Here is a 21,904-nt window from a genome sequence, read left to right as displayed (position 1 = left end):
GCCGGCTTTTTTATTCAGCGACATTGTTATAAGTGAACTGTACCCGGCTGGTGATATTACATAGCAGCTCATAAGGGATAGTTTCTACGCAGGCTGCCAGCTGTTCCACCGGTAACTCGGCCCCCCACAGGATCACCTTATCCCCCACCGCTACCGGCTCAGTGCCAATATCCACGGTAATCATATCCATCGATACCCGGCCAACAATCGGCTGCAGCTTACCCTTTATCAATACCTCGGCGTTGTTACCCGCCGCCCGCGGATAGCCATCACCATAACCCATAGCGACTACTGCCAAACGGGTGTTGTGGGCCGCTATCCAGCTACCGCCATAGCCTACTGCCTCGCCAGCTTTTACCTCGCGCACGGCAATAACGCTGCTGCTAAGCGTCATCACCGGCTGTAAACCCAGGTCGGCCCCGGCACTATCAGCCATTGGCGACACACCGTATAGCATGAGTCCCGGCCTTACCCAGTCGCCATGACTAAGCGGCCAGTTTAGTACCGCTGCCGAATTGGCCAGCGAATGCTCGCCGGCTAAACCCTGGGTAAGCTGTCGAAATAGCGCTAGCTGATTTGCTGTGCTGGCGTTATCCAGCTCGTCTGAGCTGGCAAAATGGCTCATCAGCCGAAGCGGCCCCTGCACATTCGCACTTTGGTTTAACTGCTGGTATAGCGCTGCCACTTCGTGCGGGTAAATGCCAAGCCGGTGCATGCCGGTGTCAATCTTAAGCCAGACCCGCACCGGTGCATCTAACTGTGCCGCCAGCAGCGCTTCGGCCTGCTCGCGGTGATGAATAACCAGCTGCAAATTAGAGGCAACAATTTGCGGCAGTTCATCCGGGTGAAAAAAACCTTCCAGCAATACGATGGGCCGGGCAATACCACCGGCGCGCAGCGCTAAGGCCTCATCAAGCCGCGCAACGCCCAGCGCATCGGCCTGCTTTAACGCCTGGGCCACCGCCAGCATACCATGGCCATAAGCATTGGCTTTTAGTACCGCCAGCACTTTGCTGTGCGGTGCCAGCTGCTTTACCCGGCTGTAGTTATGCGCCAGCGCCGCTAAATCAATATTGGCCTGTGGCCTGCGGCTTTGCATTAATCATCCTCGAAACGGGCACTGCCGGCATAATTGTCAAAGCGTGAATAACGGCCGTGGAACGTCAGGCGAATACGGCCTATCGGGCCGTTACGCTGTTTACCGATAATCACCTCGGCGGTGCCTTTATCCGGGCTGTCGTCGTTATACACTTCATCACGGTAGATAAACATAATAAGGTCGGCATCCTGCTCGATAGAGCCGGACTCACGTAAATCCGAGTTTACCGGCCGCTTATCAGCGCGTTGCTCCAGTGAGCGGTTAAGCTGCGACAGCGCCACCACCGGAACTTTCAGCTCTTTGGCCAGCGCTTTTAGCGAGCGGGAAATTTCAGCAATTTCCAGCGTGCGGTTCTCACTCATGCCCGGCACGGTCATCAGCTGTAAGTAGTCGACCATGATCATGCTTAAACCGCCATGTTCACGCGCCACCCGCCGTGCCCGTGAGCGCACTTCGGTCGGCGTTAAGCCCGAGCCATCGTCAATGTACATTTTGCCTTTGGTGTTTAAAAGCTCAATGGCCGAGGACAAGCGTGCCCAGTCTTCATCTTCTAACTGGCCGGTACGCACCTTGGTTTGATCAATACGGCCGAGTGATGCCAGCATACGCATCATAATTTGCTCGGAGGGCATCTCTAAGCTGAAAATCAGCACCGGCTTATCACTGGTGATGGCCGCATGTTCGCACAGGTTCATCGCGAAAGTGGTTTTACCCATCGACGGCCGGGCCGCCACGATAATTAAGTCGGACGGCTGCAGGCCGTTGGTCATTTTGTCTAAATCGATATAGCCGGTCGAAACACCGGTGACGCCATCGTGTGGTGAGCGGAACAGCTCGTCGATCTTTTCGATGGTTTTCGCCAAAATGCTGTTAATCGGCTCCGGGCCTTCATTGGCATTGGCACGCTGCTCGGCAATTTTAAATACCTTGGTTTCAGCAAAATCGAGCAGTTCAGCCGACGTGCGCCCCTGCGGGTCGTAACCGGCATCGGCAATATCGTGCGCGACTGAGATCATATCGCGCACCACGGCGCGCTCACGTACGATATCGGCATAGGCCAGAATGTTAGCGGCGCTGGGGGTGTTCTTGGCAATTTCCCCTAAATAGGCAAAGCCGCCGACATCGTCCAGCTGCTGGTTGGCTTCTAAATTTTCCGATACGGTAATAATGTCGATAGGCTGGCTGGCTTCAGCCAGACGCGACATGGCAGCAAAAATAAACCGGTGTGCCCGCAGGTAAAAGTCCTGCTCTACCACTTTTTCGGCCACTCTGTCCCAAGCTTCATTGTCCAGCATCAGGCCGCCCAACACCGATTGCTCGGCTTCAATAGAATGCGGCGGCATTTTCACAGCGGCAACCTGCTTATCTTTGTTACTACTCATAGCACCTGTATCTGTTGGCAAAAACAGCCTAATGCTAACCTGCCATCGGCAGATCACAAAGCAAAGTCAGAGAATTTTTTATCGGGGGAAGATACTGTGTAGCGTGGAGCGGATAAGGCAAAGCGCACTGCAGTTGCAGTGCGCTTTTCAGCAATTAAGCTTCTGCGATTACCACAACTTTAATCGTTGCGATAACTTCAGCGTGTAACTGCAGATCGATGTCGAACTCGCCAGTTTCACGTAAAGTACCGTTTGGCAGTTTAACTTCTGCTTTAGATACTTTTACGCCAGCTTCAGTGACGGCGTCCGCGATATCACGGGTACCCACTGAACCGAACAGTTTGCCTTCGTCACCGGCTTTAGAAGCGATAGTCACTTCACCCAGCGCAGCAAGTTTGGCAGCACGGTCGTTAGCCGCGGCTAAGTCAGCAGCTAATTTAGCTTCTAATTCAGCACGACGGGCTTCGAACTTCTCGATGTTAGCCTTAGTAGCCGGAACTGCTTTACCCTGTGGGAATAAGAAGTTACGAGCATAACCAGACTTAACAGTTACATTGTCACCTAAACCACCCAGGTTAGCGACTTTGTCTAACAGAATAATTTGCATTACTTATACCCCTTCTGTATTAGCTGTGTGAGTCGCTGTACGGTAACAGAGCCAGGTAGCGTGCGCGCTTGATAGCACGGGCTAATTGACGCTGATACTTAGCGCTGGTACCAGTAATACGGCTAGGTACGATTTTGCCGCTTTCTGTAACGTAGTTTTTCAGAACAGCGGTATCTTTGTAATCAATCTCTACAGTGCCTTCTGCAGAAAAACGGCAGAATTTACGGCGACGGAAAAAACGTGACATTTGCCTGTCTCCTAACTTATTTGTTCAATGTGTTGTGCATGCAGTACCAGCTTGGCTTGTCCACTGCGGCTTTGGTGCCGGTTTAAAAAACCGCTTACCCTAACCATATTGCCCAACGTTAACGCTTTAGTATGTTGTGTCAGTTCAGTCCCGGTGAGTACCACCTGTATCCTGACATAAGCCTGGCGATTTAGGCCGGCTTCTATCTGGCTACTGCGATGTTCCAGTGCCAGAACCGTGTGCGGTATACCCGCCGGACTTTCGCTATGCTCTGGCGTACGGCAAATGGTGCCTACCAGTACGGTGCAATTGTCCATTAACAACAACTTACTCTTCGTTTGATACTTGCTCTTCAGTTTCGCGAGGAGCACGCTCACGACGTTCTTCACGTACCTTTGCCATTGGTGATGGCTCAACGATGGCACCGTCAGTGCGCATAATCAGGTTACGTAATACCGCGTCGTTGTAGCGGAAGTTAGTTTCCAGCTCATCAATCACAGTTTGTGGTGCTTCTACGTTCATCAGAACATAGTGTGCTTTGTGCAGCTTCTGGATTGGGTAAGCCAGTTGACGGCGGCCCCAGTCTTCCAGACGGTGAATAGCACCACCCGCTTCTTTGATCGCGCCAGTGTAACGCTCGATCATGCCTGGTACCTGCTCACTCTGATCAGGGTGAACCATAAAAACGATTTCGTAATGACGCATTGTAGCTCCTTACGGTTAGTAAGCCTCGGGGGAACTCGGCCGGGGTTCTCATGGAGGCAAGGAACGTTAGTGTATGGCCGAAGGTCGCGTATTTTACGGACTCAGCGGGCAAATAACAAGCAGAGATTTACTTAACTACGCTGACGCACGGCTTCAAATAAGCAGATACCGGCCGCTACCGATACGTTAAGGCTGGACACGGTGCCAAACATCGGAATTTTTACCAGAGCGTCGCAGGTTTCACGCGTTAGCCGGCGCAGGCCTTCACCCTCTGCGCCCAATACCAGCGCTAGCGGGCCTTTTAAATCAGCAGCGTACACCAGGGTTTCAGTTTCACCGGCGGTACCGACTATCCAAACACCGGCTTCCTGCAATTCACGCAAGGTGCGGGCTAAGTTGGTCACGGTAATAAAAGGTACGCTCTCTGCCGCACCACAGGCTACTTTACGCACTACAGAGGTAAGCTTAACTGAGCGATCTTTCGGCGCTACCACCGCATGCACACCGGCAGCATCGGCACTGCGTAAAATAGCACCTAAGTTATGCGGGTCGGTAACCCCATCGAGGATCAGAATAAACGGCTTGTCGTTCGCCGCCACGATAGCGGCTAAATCGGCTTCATTGCCTGTGCTTTGTAAACGGGCTTTGGCGACGACACCCTGATGCTGGCCGCCGACCATATCGTCCAGCGTTTTACGGTTACAAAACTGCACCGACACGCCGTTTTGCCGGGCTAATTGAATGATCGGTTGCATGCGCTTATCGTCGCGATCTTTCATCACGAACAATTCCAGCACATCTTGCGGCGCGCGCTGCAAAAACGCTTCTACCGCGTGAATACCAAATACCAGATCTGCGTTCATTATTAGCCCTTGTTTCGCCAGCCAGAAAAATTGGCCGGCAGTTTACCTTATTACTTAGCTTTACGCCGTGGCTTTTTGCGCGCGGTAATATTGCGTGCGCCTTTCGGTTTAGCTTCTGCTTTAGCGGGCGCTTTGGCTCCCTTAGCCGAGCCGCGCTTGGCGCCCTTCTGTGCAGCCGCTTGCTTAGAGGCTTTAATATCGGCTTTGTTAACAAAGCGTTTGGGCTCGCCTACCAGCACTAAATCAATTTTGCGCGCTTCTAAATTTACCGCCGCCACTTTCACCTTCAATAAGTCACCCATGCGATAACTGACTTTGCTGTGCTCACCGGTTAACACATGGCGCTCGGTATCAAAGTGGTAGTAATCGTTTTGCAACGAGGTAACATGCACCAGGCCTTCGATATACAGCTCAGTTAAACGCACAAATAAGCCAAAGCTGGTGACGGTAGACACTACGCCCTCAAACTCTGAACCCAAATGATCCTGCATATACTCGCATTTTAGCCAGTCGGCCACTTCGCGGGTGGCGTCATCGGCGCGCCGCTCAGTCATCGAGCACTGCTCGCCCAGCGGGGCAATTTCAGCCTCAGTGTAGGCGCGGGCACCGGTCACTTTTTGCCCTTGCTTAGCCAGTATGGCTTTAATGCCACGGTGCAACACCAGATCCGGGTAGCGGCGAATGGGTGAGGTGAAGTGAGCATAGGCTTCCAGCGCCAGGCCAAAGTGGCCCTGATTATCGCCCTGATACACCGCCTGCTTCATTGAGCGCAGCATAGTGGTTTCTATCAGCTCACGGTCTGGCCGCTCACCAATGCGGTTTAACAGCTCAGTCAGCTCCAGTGGCGTTGGCTCAGAAGGTAAATCTGCTTCAATACCCAGCTCGGCTAAAAAGCGGCGGAAGTTATCAAAGCGGTCGCCGTCCGGCCGTTCGTGTACACGAAACAAGGTATGGGCTTCGTGCTTTTCAATAAAACGCGCGGCCGCCACGTTGGCCATGATCATACATTCTTCGATGATCTTATGTGACTCAACCCGGTGTACCGGTACTATCTGCTCAATTTTGCGGTGGCTGTTAAAGATAAAGCGCGTTTCTACCGTTTCAAACTCAATAGCACCGCGTTGGCCTCGCACTTTGGCCAGCTTTTTATACAGGGCGTACAGGGTTTCAATATTGGTCAGGTTATCGTTATATTGCGCCCGCAGTTCCGGGTCGCCCTGCAAAATTTTATGCACCTTGTTGTAGGTTAAGCGGGCTCTGGAGTGCATTACCGCTTCATAAAACTGATAGCTTTCCAGCTTGCCGTTGGCGCTGATGTGCATATCGGCAACTAAACACAACCGGTCAACATGTGGGTTTAATGAACACAGACCGTTTGATAAGGCTTCGGGTAACATCGGCACCACATGATCGGGGAAATACACCGAGTTACCGCGCTCTAACGCGCTTTTATCCAGCGGGGTATCTGGCAGCACATAGCTACTAACATCAGCAATAGCCACCCATAAACGCCAGCCGCCGTTGTCTTTCGCTTCAGCATACACCGCATCGTCAAAGTCTCGCGCGTCTTCGCCGTCAATGGTAATGAGGCCCAACTGGGTTAAGTCGACCCGGCCTTGTTTGGCCGCTGCGGGCACGTCTTCACCGTATTTGGCGACCTGCTGTAATACCGCATCAGAAAACACATGCGGGATCTGATGGTTACGGATGGCAATTTCAATCTCCATGCCCGGCGCCATATGCTCACCCAGCACTTCAGTCACCTTACCGACCGCATTTACCCGTTTTGATGGCCGCTGCGTGACTTCTACCAGCACCACCTGGCCATGGCGGGCTGCGCCCTGCTCACCGTCGGGGATCACAATATCCTGCGTAATACGTGGGTCGTCCGGCACCACTACGCCTAAGGCAAAATCTTTGTAATAGCGGCCAACAATTGGCTCACTGCGCGGCTCCAGCACCCGTACTATGCGGGCTTCGGTTTTATCTTTGCTGTTTACGCTTTGCGCCGTAGCCAGCACCACATCGCCATGCAGTAAACGCTGCATTTCAAAGTTTGGAATAAACCAGTCTGGCCCGCCCTGCTCCAGCTTTAAAAAGCCAAAGCCTTCGCGGTGGCCCAGCACAGTGCCCTTTACCAGATCCATATTATCGACCAAACCATAACGGCGGTTTTTGGTGTAAATAAGCTGGCCGTCACGCTCCATGGCGCGCAAACGCTTTTTCAGCGCGAAAATGGCATCATCATCGGTTAACCCCAGCTCTTGTACTAATTCATCAAAATAAGCGGGGCTTTGGCGTTTTTCGATATGCTCGAGAATAAATTCACGGCTGGGGATGGGGTTGTCGTATTTTTCCTGCTCACGGGCAAGATGCGGATCATTTACCGTCATTAAGTTTTCTTGTGTGTCCTAAATTAGGTTAAGTGTAACAGCTAAACCGGTAAAAGCGTATGAACTTCACTTTACCGGTTTTTTCGCATTCGCCACCACCTTAGCCGGCATTTTCTGCGCCAGCTGCGCCAGTAGCTGCTGTATTTGTTTATGGGTTGCGCTATCTGCGGTAATGGCATGATGCAGCCAGCGGTAGCTTTGCTCAAAATCGACCGGGCTGCCGTGGCCATCTACCAGTATTTGCGCTAGCCGCAGCTGGGCTTTTAAATTACCCAGCGCTGCGGCTTCGCGTAAATAAACGATAGCTTTATCGATATCAGGCTGCACAAAGCGGCCAATATGGTAATAGCGTCCTACCTGCTCTAAGCCTTCCGGCAAGCCCTGAGCAGCGGCTTGCAGCATTAAATCCCAGCCGCGTTCAACATTACGTGGCACGCACACAGCGTAAGCCAGCATATCACCGTATAAAAACTGATAAGCCGGCAGCTGCATAATGTCAGCCCGGGCTTCAATATCGCGTACCAGCTGACAATCATCTGCCCGCACCCGCTTCAGGTGGCTGTTGGTCCGGATCAGGGCTAACAGCTCGTCCTGGCTATACAGTTGCACGGCTTCCAGTTCTTGTGCTGATGTAGTTGTGGCTGCTGGCAGGCAAAGTGCTGCCAGCAAGCAGCCTAGCGTTTTTTTCATTAATACCGCCACTAAATTGTCATTACAGCCGTTATCGGCCGGTTTTGACATCAGTTGAGCCATTATTAGGCAAAAAGCTAAGCAAAAACCGCGCCTTTATTGCTCGTTGTTAACCACCCAGGGGGCCGCCAGCCGTGGCTTTTGCTGCGCCGGCGTAATACTGGCGCGACTTACCGCTACATTGCTACAGCTACCAGTGCTAATGTAGCTGATGGCTTCGGTATACAACGGATCTGTCAGCACGCCCCAATCACCGGTGATGGCGTCGCTAACCTGACAATTTGGCAGCAACCCATCAAAGTAGTCGCCCTGGTCCAGCGCGTTCACGGTCTGGAAATTAATGGCAAACAACACATAGTTGCCAATAATATCCGGCTGTTGCCCGACCGGCTTACCACAGGTAGTGTCACCGATTTGTACCACGTCAACAAAAGGCGCTAAAGAGTTAATCACCAGCTCGCTGGACGAGCAGCTGGCTTGCGTTGTCAGTACGAAAACCCGTGGCAGATTGAGCACGCTACGGCCGGCACCCAGCGCAAAACGGGTGGTGGTGTTTTTTGCAGTGTTCTTATCATTGTATTGATATTTAACAAATACCTGGTTTTGTACCGCGTTTTGCGCAATCTGGGTGGCTAACTGGTTGGCTACGCGAATAAGGCCCCCGCCGTTGTAGCGTAAATCCAGCACCAGCTCATCCACACCCTGGGCGGCAAAATCAGCAAAAGCCGTTTCCAGCTCAGACTCTGACAATTCAATAAAGGTATTAAACACCAGGTAGCCTACCAGCTTGCCATCCACATTTCTGACCGAGCGGTGCAGTACCGTATTGGTGGTCACTTCACTTTTAACAAAGTCAGCTGACAGTTCAGTACCGTCGGGTTTACGCCAAACAAAGTTGCGCATCACACCTTCTTCATTCGGCCCGTACACATCATCATTCGTCGCCGTACCGGCATCCAGGCGGCTTAACCACTCTGCAACGCTTACACCTTCAATTTCGATAATTTTGTCTCCGCGGCGCAGGCCATTTTGCGCTGCAGAGCCATCGTCATATACATAGGCAATGTGCAGGCTACTGTTGTTGTCAGCCCGGCGGCTGGAAAAGCCATAACCAAAAAACGTGGCGTTGATAAAACGATCTTCATATTCCTGCCGGGTCAGAATAAAGCTATAGCGGTCTTGCGGCGCAGCAACCGCCTCTAATAATGCTGAAGGCGAGTTATAACTGCCCGGATTAATACTGGTTGGCAAGTCGCGATACCACAAATAATCTTGCTGCAGGGCGCAAAACACCTGGGAGTTGATATCGCTACGCTGGCACAGGTTGGTGCCGGCACTGTCATCATTGCTACTGCTGCTGCCACCACAAGCAGTGAGCCCCAATAACAGGACAGAGGTAAGTAATACACGCATAGTACTGGCTCCTTAATAGGCTATTTGACCAGCATAAAACAAAAATGCTGCCCTTTGGCAGCATTTTTTATACGCAACAAACAAAGTTTCAGATGTTAGCTGGCAAAAGGGTGACGCAGCACTATGGTTTGTACCCGATCTGGCCCGGTAGAAACGATATCAATCGGCACACCGGTAAGCTGCTCTAAGCGGCTGATATAGTTACGCGCAGCCTGCGGCAGCTGCTCCAGCGACTGCACACCAAAGGTGCTGTCCTGCCAGCCCGGCATTTCTTCATAAATTGGTGTTACCAGCTCATAACCTTCAGCGGCCAGCGGCGGCACATCAGTAATGTTACCGGCAGCATCTTGATAGCCGGTACAAATTTTCACGCTGTCCAGGCCATCTAACACGTCCAGTTTGGTCAAGCAGAAGCCAGAGATGCTGTTTAACTGCACCGCACGTTTTACCGCAACCGCATCAAACCAACCACAACGGCGCTTACGGCCGGTGGTAGCGCCGAACTCGTGGCCTTTCACACCCAGATGCTCCCCCACCGCACAACCCAACTCTGTCGGGAATGGGCCTGAGCCAACACGGGTGGTATAGGCTTTTACAATGCCCAGCACGTAATCCAGATAACGTGGGCCGAACCCAGCACCCGTAGCAACACCACCTGCGGTCGTGTTAGACGAGGTGACATAAGGGTAAGTACCATGATCAATGTCCAGCAGCGTGCCCTGGGCACCTTCGAACATAATTTCCTGGCCGGCTTTGCGGGCGCGATCCAGTAAATCGGTAACATCGACCACCAGCGGTTTTAAAATTTCCGCGATGGCCAGTGCATTGTCCAACGTGGTCTGGTAGTCCACGGCCGGCACTTTGTAGTACTGGGTCAGGGTAAAGTTATGCAGCTCCATCAGCGTTTTTAGCTTTTCAGCGAACAGCTGTGGGTTGAATAAGTCACCAACGCGTAAACCACGACGGGCTACTTTATCTTCATAGGCCGGGCCTATGCCACGGCCGGTAGTGCCGATAGGTTTGTCACCACGCGCCAGTTCACGGGCTTTATCCAGCTCTACGTGAAATGGCAGGATCAACGGGCAGGCTTCGGACAGCAGCAAACGCTCTTTCACCGGTACGCCACGCTGCTCCAGCATGGTCATTTCCTTTAAGAAGGCTTCCGGAGATAACACCACACCGTTGCCGATAACGCATTTTACGTTAGCACGTAAAATGCCGGACGGAATTAAATGCAATACGGTTTTTTCACCGTCAATCACCAGCGTATGACCAGCGTTATGGCCGCCTTGATAGCGCACCACATAACTGGCTTTATCTGTTAATAAATCGACAATTTTACCTTTACCTTCGTCACCCCATTGGGTGCCGAGCACTACGACGTTTTTGGCCATGGTTCCCACATCATGGAAAAAATTAGGCGTGGATTCTACCAAATAGCTAACTAAGTTTCAGCCGTCTGGATGAAAAAAAGCCGCTTTTTTCTCAGCGGCTTAATCCATCTTTAACTATCAATAACTTAGCAGGCTAGCCGGCCAAACAGCTTAAATCGTAGTCAGCACTGTTATGGTATAGGCCAAAGCCAAAGCGCAGCCGGTCACCACGGTAATCGGTTTCGATACCGGCGCGTTTCAACTGCGCCGCCAGCTCAGCCACCTCTGCAGCCGAGCCTAAACGGAAGGTGAGAAAATGGCCATGCTGGTTTAAATCCCGTGCTAACAGACTGTCCCGATTCAGCTTGGGGTGGTTCACGGCGTCCAGTTTTTGTAAAAACACCTGCTGCAACTGCTGCACATACTGATGAATACGCCCCACACTAATACCTTGCTGCTTAAACAGGCGCAGCACAGCGTTTAAGCGGTACAGGGCGGTAAAATCCATGGTCGCGCCGGCAAAACGATAGCCATCTTCGCTGTACAGCACCGTCGCCGACTTTTCTGCCGCCAGGGTACCGAACTCGGCAAACCAGCCGGTATATAATGGCCGCTGCGCGCTACCGAGGGGTACTGCCATAAAGCAGCAGCCTTCGCCACCGCCGGCATATTTATAACTACCGGACAGATAAAAAATGCGCTCGGCAATGGCTGATAAGTCGGTTGGCAGCGCCATAAAGCCATGGTAGCCATCGATGGCGATCATGGCCTGACTTAGGTGCGCAAGTTGCTGCACAAAGTGGTTAAGATCGGCAATAGCAAAACCAGAGTTAAAAAACACCTGGCTGCAAAAAATCAACTGATAGGGCTGCTGCGCAGCGGCGGCGATAAAGCGCTGTTCAAAGCTGGCGAACGGCTCTGTAGCAATGTAGTCTACCTGCACATTGTCATATTCAGCCAGCCGCTTTAGCTGCCGGCTGAAGCTGTGAAACTCACTGTCGGTGGTTAAAATCCGTAGCGGCAGGCGTAAGTCAAAGCAGCTGAGTAAGCGCATCACCAGCTCGTGAGTATTGGGGGCAAACACTATTTGCTCCGGCTGCGGCAGCTGCAGAATATCGGCAATAAGCTGCTGCGTTTGCGGCACTTTTTCGCCAAAGATATAACGCCATTTGTCGTCGACCAGCCGGGCGCTGTCATCCCAGTACTCCAACACCGCATCGCGGCTAACATCGGGCCAGTAATGGTGCGAGTGGCAGGCAAAATGCTGCTTGCCGGGATTAGCAGCTAAAAAGCGCTGAAAAAACTGCTGATACATAACACTCTCCGTAAGATGCCGACATGCTGATCAGGCTAACTGGCACCGATAAAAAAGGCCCAAACGGGCCTTTTTTCATCCGGTTAACCTTTAGTTCTGTACTTTATCCGACTTCATATACTTAAAGAAATCGTTATCCGGCTGCAGCACTAACACATCGTCTTTGCTCTTAAAGCTGTTTTTGTAGGCTTCAAGGCTGCGCACGAAAGAGTAAAACTCAGCGTTCTTGTTGTACACCTCAGCATAGATACTGGCAGCGGTTGCATCACCTTCACCGCGCACCGTACGTGAGTTACGCTCCGCATCTGCCAGCATAACGGTGACGCGGGCATCGACATCGGCGCGGATAATTTCCGCTTCTTCCATACCCTTAGAGCGGTGCTCACGCGCTACCGCATGACGCTCGGCTTCCATCCGGGCGAAAATAGAGCTGCTGACTTCCTGTGGCAGGTTAATTTGCTTCACCCGCACGTCTACCACTTCAATGCCCAGCTCACGCGAGGCCTGCCCCGCCTGCTGCAGTGCACTTTGCATCAGCTGAGTCCGCTCGCCGGAAACGATTTCCTGAATGGTGCGGGCACCAAACTCGGTACGTAAACCGTTGTTAATATACTGTTTTAACAACACTTCGGCTTGGGCAGTGTTACCGCCGGTAGCCAGAAAGTAGGCGCCAAAGTCACTGATACGCCATTTTACATAGCTGTCGACCAGTAAGTCTTTTTTCTCAGCCGTAACAAAACGGTCCTGCGCATCATCCAGTGTTTGCACCCGGGCATCTAACTTACGCACGGTTTCAATCAGCGGTAACTTAAAGTGCAAACCCGGCTCGTACACCACCACATTTTGCTCGGCGTCGCGCTGAATTTTACCAAACTGAATAACGATGCCACGCTGGCCTTCCGGCACGACAAACAGCGCCGACAGGAAGATAAAGGCGACAACGGCGATAATAATGAGTGTAAAGTTTTTCATCGGTTACCCCCTGCCACTGCGTGTTGTCGTGTTGCGTGAACTGTCAGTACGGTTACTACCGCCGGCATCAGTATTGCTGCGCTGCGGCGTGAAAGGAACTGTGCCTGACGGCGTCGTCGCACCACTGCCTGGGTTTAGCATTTTATCCAGCGGTAAATACATAATATTGTTGCCGTTTTTCACATCTACCATCACTTTAGAGGTATTGCTATATACCTGCTCCATCGTTTCCAGATACATACGGTCACGGGTTACCTTTGGCGCCGCCAGATATTCAGGCAACAGCTTTTCAAAGCGGGCTACTTCACCCTGCGCTTTTAATACGGTTTGCTGCTTATAGGCTTCGGCTTCCTGCATTACGCGGTTAACCTGGCCCCGGGCACGCGGTTCAATTTCACGCGCGTAAGCTTGTGCTTCCTGAATAAAACGCTCCTGATCTTCCTGCGCTTTAATCGCATCATCAAAGGCGTCTCGCACTTCTTCCGGTGGACGGGCATCACGGAAGTTCACATCAACCAGTGCAATACCCATGTTATAAGGCTGAATAATGCCTTCCAGCTCCTGGCGGGTATTCTGCCGCACCACTTCACGGCCACGGGTGAGTACGTCATCCATAATAGAGTGACCAATCACATAACGCAGCGCCGCATCGGTTGCCTGATGTAAGCTGCTATCCGCATCCACTACCGAAAACTTATACAAGCGGGCGTTAAACACACGATACTGAATTTCAAAGGTCACCCGCACCAGATTCTGATCCTGGGTTAACATAAAGCCGTCACTGCGCAGCGTGCGCACGCTGGTCACATCGACCGGCATGACGGTATCGATAAAGGTTGGCTTCCAGTGAATACCCGGGCCGACTTCGCTGTTGTACTGGCCAAAGCGCAGCACCACGCCACGTTCCGATTCTTTAATGGTGTAAAAGCCGCTGAAGGCCCACACCAGTGCGGCCACAATCAGCACTAACACGGCGGCGGCTGAAGCGCCACTGCCATTACTGCCTGACGATTTACCACCACCAAAGATACCACCGAATTTTTTACCGAAATTACGAAACACTTCGTCTAAATCCGGCGGCCCCTGATCACGACCACCCTGCTTCCAGGGGTCGTTATTTTTGCCGTTGTTGCCGGGCTCATTCCAAGCCATGCTCTACTCCGTTCTAAGTTGCAAAATAAGCGTTAATGTATCAAATAACCGGGGCGCTGACGATATAGTTTTCCAATACGCCCTGCGACTGTTTCACCATACGCTGCCACTGCGCAGCGCTTAACCTAAGCTGCAAGTGGCAGGTGCCATCTTCAGTATACTGCTCTTGTACCACGCAATCCTGTTGGTGGCAGCGCGAGCGCCAGCTAGCCTGTGCCGGCGGCAACGCCAGCGCGATGTCGATATAGCGCTCGGATAACAATTGCGCCATCGCCTGAGCTAACAAGTCCAGCCCGGCACCGGTCATCGCTGACAGATACACCGCCACCGGCTGACCGGCATCGTTGTATTCTATACGGGCCGGCTGGCCCAGCAGGTCAATTTTATTAAATACCAGCAGCTGCGGCAGCTGGTCAGCGTCAATATCGGCCAGAACCTTAGCCACCTGCTGCATATTGTCACCTTTACGCGCATCGGCAACATCAACCACATGCAGCTGTAAATCTGCGTCGCGGGTTTCTTGTAAGGTGGATTTAAACGCAGCCACTAAATCATGCGGCAAATGACGGATAAAGCCGACAGTGTCGGCCAGAATAATGTCCCCTACGCCTTTAAGCGGTAATTTGCGCAGCGTCGGGTCCAGCGTGGCAAACAGCTGATCGGCCGCATAAACATCGGCCTTGGTCAGGCGGTTAAACAAAGTTGATTTACCGGCGTTGGTGTAGCCCACCACTGACACTACCGGCACCTCGGCACGCTGACGGGCCCGCCGGCCTTGCTGACGCTGCGTTTGCAGTTTCGCCAACCTGGCCTGCAAGGCTTTAACCCGCTCGCGCAGCAAGCGGCGATCGGTTTCCAACTGGGTTTCACCCGGCCCGCGCAGGCCGATACCGCCTTTTTGTCGGTCCAGACTGTCCCAGCCGCGCACCAGGCGCGATGACAAATGCTTTAGCTGTGCCAGCTCAACCTGCAATTTACCTTCAAAGGTGCGGGCGCGCTGGGCGAAGATATCTAAAATCAGCGTGGTGCGGTCAATCACCCGGGCTAAACATAAACGTTCCAGGTTGCGCGTTTGCGCCGGGCTTAATGCATGATTAAAAATAACCAGCGTAGCGCCGGTATCGGCAATCAGATTGGCAATATCCTGCGCTTTGCCGGAGCCGACAAAGAATTTAGCGTCAGGAGCACTGCGGCTGGTGGTAACCACATCAATAGCCTGCACACCGGCAGAAGACACCAGTAACTTAAGCTCGCCCAAGTCTTCACTGGTGTGCTGCTGAGAAAAGTTGACATGGACAAGGATCGCTTGTTCCGACACCGCGTTAAGTTCAGACAAGCGACTAACCCCTGCAGTTATTCCGTGTCGTCTTCGTCACTCTGGCCATTGCTTGGACTCATCATGGTATTCACCGCGCGAGCCGGCACTACAGTTGAGATAGCATGCTTGTATACCATCTGGCTCACTGTGTTTTTCAGCAGAATAACAAACTGATCGAAGGATTCGATTTGACCCTGAAGTTTAATACCATTCACCAAATAAATTGATACCGGAATACGTTCCCGTCTCAAGGTGTTTAAAAATGGGTCTTGTAAAGATTGGCCCTTTGCCATGTGCCGCTTTCCTTTTTTTATTAGTCCGACTTATATAGGTATTATTTTTTTTATTTCAAGTTGTTAAAACGTCTTTTTTATCCATTGTGTTTAGCTTAGCGAAGATAAAACGGCTTGCAAGTTTTCCTCAAGCGGCGCCTCACTATTTAACCAGCTTAAATCTGGCCAACCCCGCAGCCAGGTCAGCTGCCGCTTGGCCAGTTGCCGGGTTGCCGCTATACCCCGCTCTGTCATTTGCTGGTAACTGCACTCACCGTCTAAATACTGCCACATTTGCCGGTAGCCAACGCAGCGCATCGATGGCAACTCAGGGTGCAAATCAGGCCGCTGCTTTAACCGGCGCACTTCTTGCTCAAAACCGGCCGCCAGCATTTGCTCAAACCTGAGGGCAATACGTTGATGTAGTACCGCCCGATCTGCCGGTGCAATAGCAAATTGGTGCACAGGAAAAGCAAAAGGTTCCCCTTTTTCTGCGGTAAGTTCGGTTAAGCTGCGCCCCGTCAGGCGGTATACTTCCAGCGCCCGGTTAATCCGCTGCGGATCATTAGGATGGATCCGCGTGGCAGACACCGGATCCACCTTGGCTAACTCTTCATGCAGCGCGGCCCAGCCTTTACGTGCGGCTTCAGCTTCTAGCTGCGCGCGCACGGCAACGTCGGCTTCAGGTAAAGGTGAAATACCGTCAAGCAGGGCTTTAAAGTACAACATGGTACCACCAACCAGCAGCGGAATGTTACCACGTTGTTGAATTTGGGCAATTAATCTTAGCGCATCGCTACGAAAATCTGCCGCAGAATAACTTTGTGCCGGGTCGCGAATATCAATCAGATGGTGCGGCGTTATCGCCAGCTCCTCTGCAGTTGGCTTGGCAGTGCCGATATCCATCTGTTTGTACACCAGCGCGCTGTCGACACTGATAAGTTCAACCGGTAACCGCTGGTACAGCTCTGTCGCCAGTGCCGTTTTGCCTGACGCTGTCGGCCCCATCAAAAAAACTACCGCCTTAGTATGCATCATGTGCCTCATGTAACCGGGCTAAGGTGCTGTCTAGTTGCAGCGGTGCACTGTGCCAGCAAGACGGCATGTCAAGCAGCTGTGGGTATAAGTTTAACAACTGCTTTGCACTTAACCCATTAGCATTAAGTAGCATAGACAACAACAACTGCAGTGGATCCTGCTGCTCGCTAACGCGGCTAAACCATAGCGGCAGCCAATGGCTTAGCAGACTTTGCCTAAGCCAGGCGGGCACCGCCCGCACTATCGCGGTGTTGTCACTTAGCAGCAGATCAAAGCCGGCGTCGGACAGCTGCGTCGCCACACGGGTAAGCTGCTGTAGCTGCGCTTTGCTAAGTGCGATGCGCTGTGGCAGTAAAATCGGCTGCGCCGGCTGGGGTTGTAGCGCAAAATAAGCTGCCAGCGTCACCACCAGATCCACCACCAACAGGCGATCATCGTGCTGGGTTAACAGATAACGGTTTTGCGCAATCAAGTAACGGCCATCAAGGCTCTGGCTATCGCTGTGCGCTGGTGGCAAAGCTGCAGCTGGGCTTGCCTGCACCGATGGCGCTTGCAGCGCTTCAGCGTCACGATGGCTATGCTGCCAATAACTCAGCTCGCGCCTCACTTGCGCCCCGCCCGCTGTCGCGGCCCGGTAAGCCGCAGCACCAGCCTGATAGCGGGCCGTGCCGGGCTGATGCACCTGATAGGCTGGCTGGCTGGCTGGCACAGACATTGCCGGCGTCGGCTGGCCCGGCTGAACATAGTGGCCGGCAGCGGGGGTTGCGCTTAATTGTGCCAGTGCATCGCTCAGGGCTGACACGATAAAGTCATGAATTAATCTGGCCTGATGAAAGCGTACTTCATGCTTGGCCGGGTGCACATTAACATCGACCTGGCGCGGGTCCAGCTCCAGATACAGCACAAAGGCTGGCTGCTGCTCAGCGCTTAAGCTGTCACCATAGGCCTGGCGTATCGCATGGTTAAGCAGCTTGTCGCGCATCATACGGCCGTTAACGTAACTGTACTGGCAACCGGGCTGGGTTGGGCAGGCCTGTGGCGCTACAATGTAACCCCAAATTTTTACGTCACCGTACTGGTTTTCTATAAAGGCTGCCTGCTCGGCAAAAGCGCGGCCGCACAGCGTTGCAACACGCTTTTGCCGCTGCTCAGCCGTGTCTGCTGCTTTGAGCCGGCGCACTGTCTGACCGTTGTGGCTTAGCTGCCAGCTGACATCAAAGCGGCTGAGCGCCAGCCGTTTTACCAGCTCGTCGATATGACCAAACTCGGTTTTATCGGTGCGTAAAAATTTGCGCCGCGCCGGCGTGTTAAAGAATAAATCCAACACTTCAATACTGGTGCCAACCGGATGGGCGGCCGGCTTTACACTCACCTGCATATCGCGGCCCTCAGCGCTGGCCTGCCAGGCCGCCTCTTGCGCCGCCGTGCGTGAAGTTAACGTCAGCCGCGATACCGAGCTGATACTGGCTAAGGCCTCACCACGAAAGCCTAAGCTGCAAATGGCTTCTAAATCACTCAGGTCGGTTATTTTGCTGGTGGCATGCCGGCTTAACGCCAGCACCAGTTCATGCTCGGCAATGCCACTGCCGTTGTCACGCACCCGGATAAGCTTACTGCCGCCTTTTTCAATCTCAATCTCAATATGGCTGGCACCGGCGTCAAGGCTGTTTTCTACCAGCTCTTTGACCACCGAGGCCGGGCGTTCAACCACTTCACCGGCCGCAATCTGGTTTGCCAGCTGCGGCGGTAGTATTTGTATCGGCATAATCAGGGGATCCGCAGCGTCTGGCCAACGCGGATGCTGTCTGAGGTAAGCTGATTTATACTGCGCAGTTCATCCACCGACACATTGTAACGCTGCGCCAGCAAAGACAAGGATTCGCCCGCACTGACACGATGCTCGCGGGCACGTTGCTGGGCAAACAACGAATCGGCCGGTGGCGACTTTTCAAAATGGCGTTTAAGGGCAGCAAACAAAGAGCGCGCCAACTGCGTTTGATGCGACGGTGATTTCAGCTGTTTTTCTTCCTGCGGGTTAGAAATAAAGCCCACCTCAACCAGGATAGACGGAATATCCGGTGCTTTTAACACACCTAAACTGGCCGCCTGCGGCTCTTTTTTATGCAAATGTGTCACTCTACCCAGCTCGCTTAACACTTCATTAGCTACCTGGTAAGCAGTTACCATCGAGTGGTTCATGGATAAATCCAGCACCGTTTGTGCCAGATAGCGCTCGTTAGCCGAGTCTTTGATAATCTCTGCCACGCCGCCCAGCAGGTCTGAGTGCCGCTCGGTTTGCTCCAGCATACGGCCCACTTCAGTGGTGGCACGGCGCAGTGACAATACCCAAACCGAGGCGCCACGCGGCTGCGGTGAGGTAAACGCATCGGCATGAATAGACACCAGCAAATCGGCCTGCTGGCCACGGGCAATTTCAGTGCGGCGGTTTACATGAATATAGTAATCATTAGTGCGCACCATCATGGCTTTCATGCCGGGCTGACGGTCAATCAGTTGTGCCAGCTGACGCGCTATTGGCAAGGTAATGTGCTTTTCATAGATGCCGCTGGGGCCAATAGAGCCGGGGTCTTCGCCACCATGGCCAGCGTCAATGGCAATCACGATATCACGCGCAGCCCGGATAGCCGGCGGTGGCAGATTACGCTGCGGCTGATCGTCAGGTAAGTCGACCACTAAACGGTGGCCATAAGGCGGTGTCGGCGGCAGCGCAAACACATTGGCCTTACTGGCTTTGGTTAAATCCAGCACGATACGCATAGTGTTGCCGCTGCCACTACTACGAATAGCTTTTATTAACGACGATTCACCATTCACTGCCGGTAAGCTGGTACCACCTTTAACGTTAGTTAAATCGATAACCAGACGGTCAGGCTTGTCCAGGCTAAAACTCTTATGCTGTGGCTCGCCAGCCATATCAAACACGACGCGGGTATTGTCCGGTGATGGCCACACCCGCACACCCTGCACCTGATTAGCCAGGGCAGTAAAGCTGAACAGCGTTAGCAAAGATAGCAGTGCGGCTTTAAAGTTATAATAATTATTGTTCATCATCCGTCAGCGCTTTTATTAGGGCGGCACCGGCTGGCGTCTGGCTTTGCAGCAACACACGCCGGTGTCCGTCTACAAATGTTAAGTGTATGTCGAGATCCGGCACAGGTAAATAACCACTGCCCTGTTCAGGCCATTCAATCAGGCATAGGGTGTCAGCGCGAAAATAATCGCGTATGCCCATAAACTCTAACTCTTCGGCATCTCTAAGCCGGTAAAGGTCAAAGTGAAACACGGTAAATGGCTTCAGCTGATAAGGCTCTACCAGGGTGTAAGTGGGGCTTTTTACCGTGCCACCATGGCCCAGCGCAGTAATAACGCCACGACTAAAGGTGGTTTTACCTGCCCCCAAATCGCCATGCAAAAATAAGGTTTGCCCACCACTGAGCAGGCCGGCAATACGCGTTGCCAACGCCAGGGTTGCCGCTTCGTCCTGTAACACTGCCTGATATTGCGCCACCTGTCACCACTTTACGTCTTGCTGCCAAAAAAACCCTGTCATGTTAACAAATTAGTGGCTGACAGAGCCAGAAAAACCGCGACTTTGCCGCTCAGACCGGCGTGCTGGCAGGCAAGTTCCCACAAGCAGCGCGAAAAAATGCCCTTTGTGCTAAGCTAGCGGCGTTATTTTCCGGGTAGCAAAGCAGCATGAATTACCACGAGCTGGCACAACAGATTAAGCAATGGGCAAAGCAGTTGGGCTTTGCCGATGCCGGCATTAGCGGCGTTAGCTTAGCCGATGCTGAGCGACAGCTGCAGAAATGGCTCGATGCCGGCTACCACGGCGAGATGGATTATATGGCCAGCCACGGTATGCTGCGCGCCCGGCCCGACGAGCTGGTACCCGGTACTTTGCGGGTAATCAGCGTTAGGATGGACTATCTGCCCAAAGCTGCCGGCTTTGCCACTAACCTGGCCGACCCCACCCAGGCCTATATCAGCCGCTATGCGCTGGGCCGTGATTACCACAAACTTATCCGTAACCGGCTAAAACAGCTGGGCGAGCGCATTAACCAACAGGTCAGCGAGCTGGGCTACCGCCCTTTTACCGACTCGGCGCCGATACTGGAGCGGCCACTGGCACAGCAAGCCGGGCTTGGCTGGGTGGGTAAACACAGCTTATTGCTTAATCACCAAGCCGGCTCCTGGTTCTTTTTGGGCGAATTGCTGGTGAACCTGCCGCTGCCGGTAGACCAGCCACATGATGGCGATTGCGGCAGCTGCGTGGCCTGCATCACCAGCTGCCCTACTGGCGCCATTGTCGAGCCTTATGTGGTCGATGCCCGCCGCTGTATTTCGTACTTAACCATTGAGCTTAAAGGCGCTATTCCTGAAGAGTTTCGTCCGCTACTTGGCAACCGTATTTATGGCTGTGATGACTGCCAGCTGGTGTGCCCGGAAAACCGTAACGCTCCTTTGAGTATTGAAAGCGACTTTCAACGGCGTGAGCAGTGGCAAAACCAAAGTTTACTCAGCCTATTTGCCTGGCAGGAAGACGAATTTTTACGTTTCACTGAGGGTAGCGCAATTCGCCGTATCGGTTATGAACGCTGGCAGCGCAACATTGCTGTGGCACTGGGCAATGCGCCTTACCAGATCGAGATTGAACAGGCACTTAGCGCCAAGCTTAGCAGCGCCAGTCCGTTAGTTGCAGAGCATATAGCGTGGGCCTTAGCGCAGCAAAAACGCAAAGGCTGGCAGGCAGAATCACTGCTGCCTCGCAGCACCGAGCGACTGGTGCGGATTATTCAGAAGGGGTTACCGCGCGATGCGTAAGGCTTTGGGCGCCGTTACGCTCTGCTAACCTTGTTTGCGCTTGCTGTAAAATCTGCGTCCGTCTGAGCACATTAGCACTATGCCATTCAATGATCTCATCAATATGGCGGCCACAGCCCAGACAAATGTCCTGCTGATCCAGACAGCAGTTTCTTACACAAGGCGAGTCTGCCATTGATCATGCCCTTGGGTTGTTGTGGCATTAACTATATCGCAGACA

Annotated in this window: 22 protein-coding genes; 1 reads left to right on the top strand and 21 read right to left on the bottom strand. The window is 52.9% G+C overall.

Annotation, left to right across the window (positions count from 1 at the left end; all coding sequences use genetic code 11):
* Positions 1–10 precede the first annotated feature (10 nt).
* The 20 genes from alr to tsaE form a co-directional block, all read right to left on the bottom strand.
* Positions 11–1,099, bottom strand: a complete 1,089-nt coding sequence (gene alr, locus RNAN_RS03840) for an alanine racemase (RefSeq protein ID WP_008218948.1) — start codon at positions 1,097–1,099, stop codon at positions 11–13.
* Positions 1,099–2,481 carry a replicative DNA helicase gene (gene dnaB, locus RNAN_RS03835; RefSeq protein WP_040551600.1) on the bottom strand — a complete coding sequence of 461 codons (1,383 nt, stop codon included), beginning with the start codon at positions 2,479–2,481 and terminating at the stop codon, positions 1,099–1,101. The genes alr and dnaB overlap by 1 nt, the downstream gene beginning before the upstream one ends.
* A gap of 154 nt (positions 2,482–2,635) precedes the next feature.
* Complete coding sequence (gene rplI, locus RNAN_RS03830; RefSeq protein WP_008218941.1) at positions 2,636–3,088, bottom strand: 50S ribosomal protein L9; 453 nt, start codon at positions 3,086–3,088, stop codon at positions 2,636–2,638.
* A gap of 19 nt (positions 3,089–3,107) precedes the next feature.
* Positions 3,108–3,335, bottom strand: a complete 228-nt coding sequence (gene rpsR, locus RNAN_RS03825; RefSeq protein ID WP_008218940.1) for a 30S ribosomal protein S18 — start codon at positions 3,333–3,335, stop codon at positions 3,108–3,110.
* Between the two features lie 11 nt (positions 3,336–3,346).
* Positions 3,347–3,652: a primosomal replication protein N gene (gene priB / locus RNAN_RS03820; protein WP_008218930.1), complete on the bottom strand. Its 306-nt coding sequence runs from the start codon at positions 3,650–3,652 to the stop codon at positions 3,347–3,349.
* A gap of 10 nt (positions 3,653–3,662) precedes the next feature.
* Entirely contained in the window at positions 3,663–4,040 is a 378-nt protein-coding gene (rpsF, locus tag RNAN_RS03815) for a 30S ribosomal protein S6 (RefSeq protein WP_008218928.1), read from the bottom strand.
* 131 nt (positions 4,041–4,171) lie between these two features.
* Entirely contained in the window at positions 4,172–4,903 is a 732-nt protein-coding gene (gene rlmB / locus RNAN_RS03810) for a 23S rRNA (guanosine(2251)-2'-O)-methyltransferase RlmB (RefSeq protein ID WP_008218926.1), read from the bottom strand.
* A gap of 50 nt (positions 4,904–4,953) precedes the next feature.
* Positions 4,954–7,296, bottom strand: coding sequence for a ribonuclease R (rnr, locus tag RNAN_RS03805; protein ID WP_008218925.1), 2,343 nt, complete (start codon positions 7,294–7,296; stop codon positions 4,954–4,956).
* 66 nt (positions 7,297–7,362) lie between these two features.
* Positions 7,363–8,037 carry a tetratricopeptide repeat protein gene (locus RNAN_RS03800; RefSeq protein ID WP_008218923.1) on the bottom strand — a complete coding sequence of 225 codons (675 nt, stop codon included), beginning with the start codon at positions 8,035–8,037 and terminating at the stop codon, positions 7,363–7,365.
* 45 nt (positions 8,038–8,082) lie between these two features.
* Entirely contained in the window at positions 8,083–9,399 is a 1,317-nt protein-coding gene (locus RNAN_RS03795; protein WP_008218922.1) for a S41 family peptidase, read from the bottom strand.
* Between the two features lie 95 nt (positions 9,400–9,494).
* Positions 9,495–10,793, bottom strand: coding sequence for an adenylosuccinate synthase (locus RNAN_RS03790; protein WP_008218920.1), 1,299 nt, complete (start codon positions 10,791–10,793; stop codon positions 9,495–9,497).
* A 133-nt stretch (positions 10,794–10,926) separates the two neighbouring features.
* Positions 10,927–12,087, bottom strand: a complete 1,161-nt coding sequence (locus tag RNAN_RS03785; protein WP_008218916.1) for an aminotransferase class V-fold PLP-dependent enzyme — start codon at positions 12,085–12,087, stop codon at positions 10,927–10,929.
* A gap of 90 nt (positions 12,088–12,177) precedes the next feature.
* Positions 12,178–13,059, bottom strand: a complete 882-nt coding sequence (gene hflC, locus RNAN_RS03780; protein ID WP_008218914.1) for a protease modulator HflC — start codon at positions 13,057–13,059, stop codon at positions 12,178–12,180.
* Positions 13,060–13,062: 3 nt separating this feature from the next.
* Positions 13,063–14,211 carry an FtsH protease activity modulator HflK gene (gene hflK, locus RNAN_RS03775; protein WP_008218912.1) on the bottom strand — a complete coding sequence of 383 codons (1,149 nt, stop codon included), beginning with the start codon at positions 14,209–14,211 and terminating at the stop codon, positions 13,063–13,065.
* A gap of 40 nt (positions 14,212–14,251) precedes the next feature.
* On the bottom strand, positions 14,252–15,547 hold the full coding sequence (hflX, locus tag RNAN_RS03770) for a ribosome rescue GTPase HflX (protein WP_008218910.1): 1,296 nt from the start codon (positions 15,545–15,547) through the stop codon (positions 14,252–14,254).
* A gap of 17 nt (positions 15,548–15,564) precedes the next feature.
* The gene (gene hfq / locus RNAN_RS03765; RefSeq protein ID WP_008218908.1) at positions 15,565–15,822 is read right to left on the bottom strand and encodes an RNA chaperone Hfq; all 258 of its coding nucleotides are present in this window, start codon (positions 15,820–15,822) and stop codon (positions 15,565–15,567) included.
* A gap of 90 nt (positions 15,823–15,912) precedes the next feature.
* A complete protein-coding gene (gene miaA, locus RNAN_RS03760) occupies positions 15,913–16,809 on the bottom strand; it encodes a tRNA (adenosine(37)-N6)-dimethylallyltransferase MiaA (RefSeq protein WP_008218905.1) in 897 nt (298 codons plus the stop codon).
* Between the two features lie 16 nt (positions 16,810–16,825).
* Positions 16,826–18,604, bottom strand: a complete 1,779-nt coding sequence (gene mutL / locus RNAN_RS03755; RefSeq protein WP_008218903.1) for a DNA mismatch repair endonuclease MutL — start codon at positions 18,602–18,604, stop codon at positions 16,826–16,828.
* Between the two features lie 2 nt (positions 18,605–18,606).
* Entirely contained in the window at positions 18,607–19,911 is a 1,305-nt protein-coding gene (locus RNAN_RS03750) for an N-acetylmuramoyl-L-alanine amidase (protein ID WP_148275647.1), read from the bottom strand.
* Positions 19,898–20,368 carry a tRNA (adenosine(37)-N6)-threonylcarbamoyltransferase complex ATPase subunit type 1 TsaE gene (gene tsaE, locus RNAN_RS03745; protein WP_008218899.1) on the bottom strand — a complete coding sequence of 157 codons (471 nt, stop codon included), beginning with the start codon at positions 20,366–20,368 and terminating at the stop codon, positions 19,898–19,900. The genes RNAN_RS03750 and tsaE overlap by 14 nt, the downstream gene beginning before the upstream one ends.
* A gap of 188 nt (positions 20,369–20,556) precedes the next feature.
* Between tsaE and queG the strand changes: the two genes are divergently transcribed.
* Entirely contained in the window at positions 20,557–21,684 is a 1,128-nt protein-coding gene (gene queG, locus RNAN_RS03740) for a tRNA epoxyqueuosine(34) reductase QueG (RefSeq protein ID WP_008218895.1), read from the top strand.
* Here the strand turns inward: queG and RNAN_RS18855 are convergent.
* Positions 21,653–21,859, bottom strand: a complete 207-nt coding sequence (locus RNAN_RS18855) for a DUF1289 domain-containing protein (RefSeq protein ID WP_008218894.1) — start codon at positions 21,857–21,859, stop codon at positions 21,653–21,655. The genes queG and RNAN_RS18855 overlap by 32 nt on opposite strands.
* Between the last annotated feature and the right edge of the window lie 45 nt (positions 21,860–21,904).

Origin of the sequence: Rheinheimera nanhaiensis E407-8 (assembly GCF_000296695.1) — a bacterium.
Lineage (GTDB): Bacteria > Pseudomonadota > Gammaproteobacteria > Enterobacterales > Alteromonadaceae > Alishewanella > Alishewanella nanhaiensis.
Note: the sequence above shows the minus strand (reverse complement) of the source record. Positions and strands in the feature narration are given on the sequence as shown.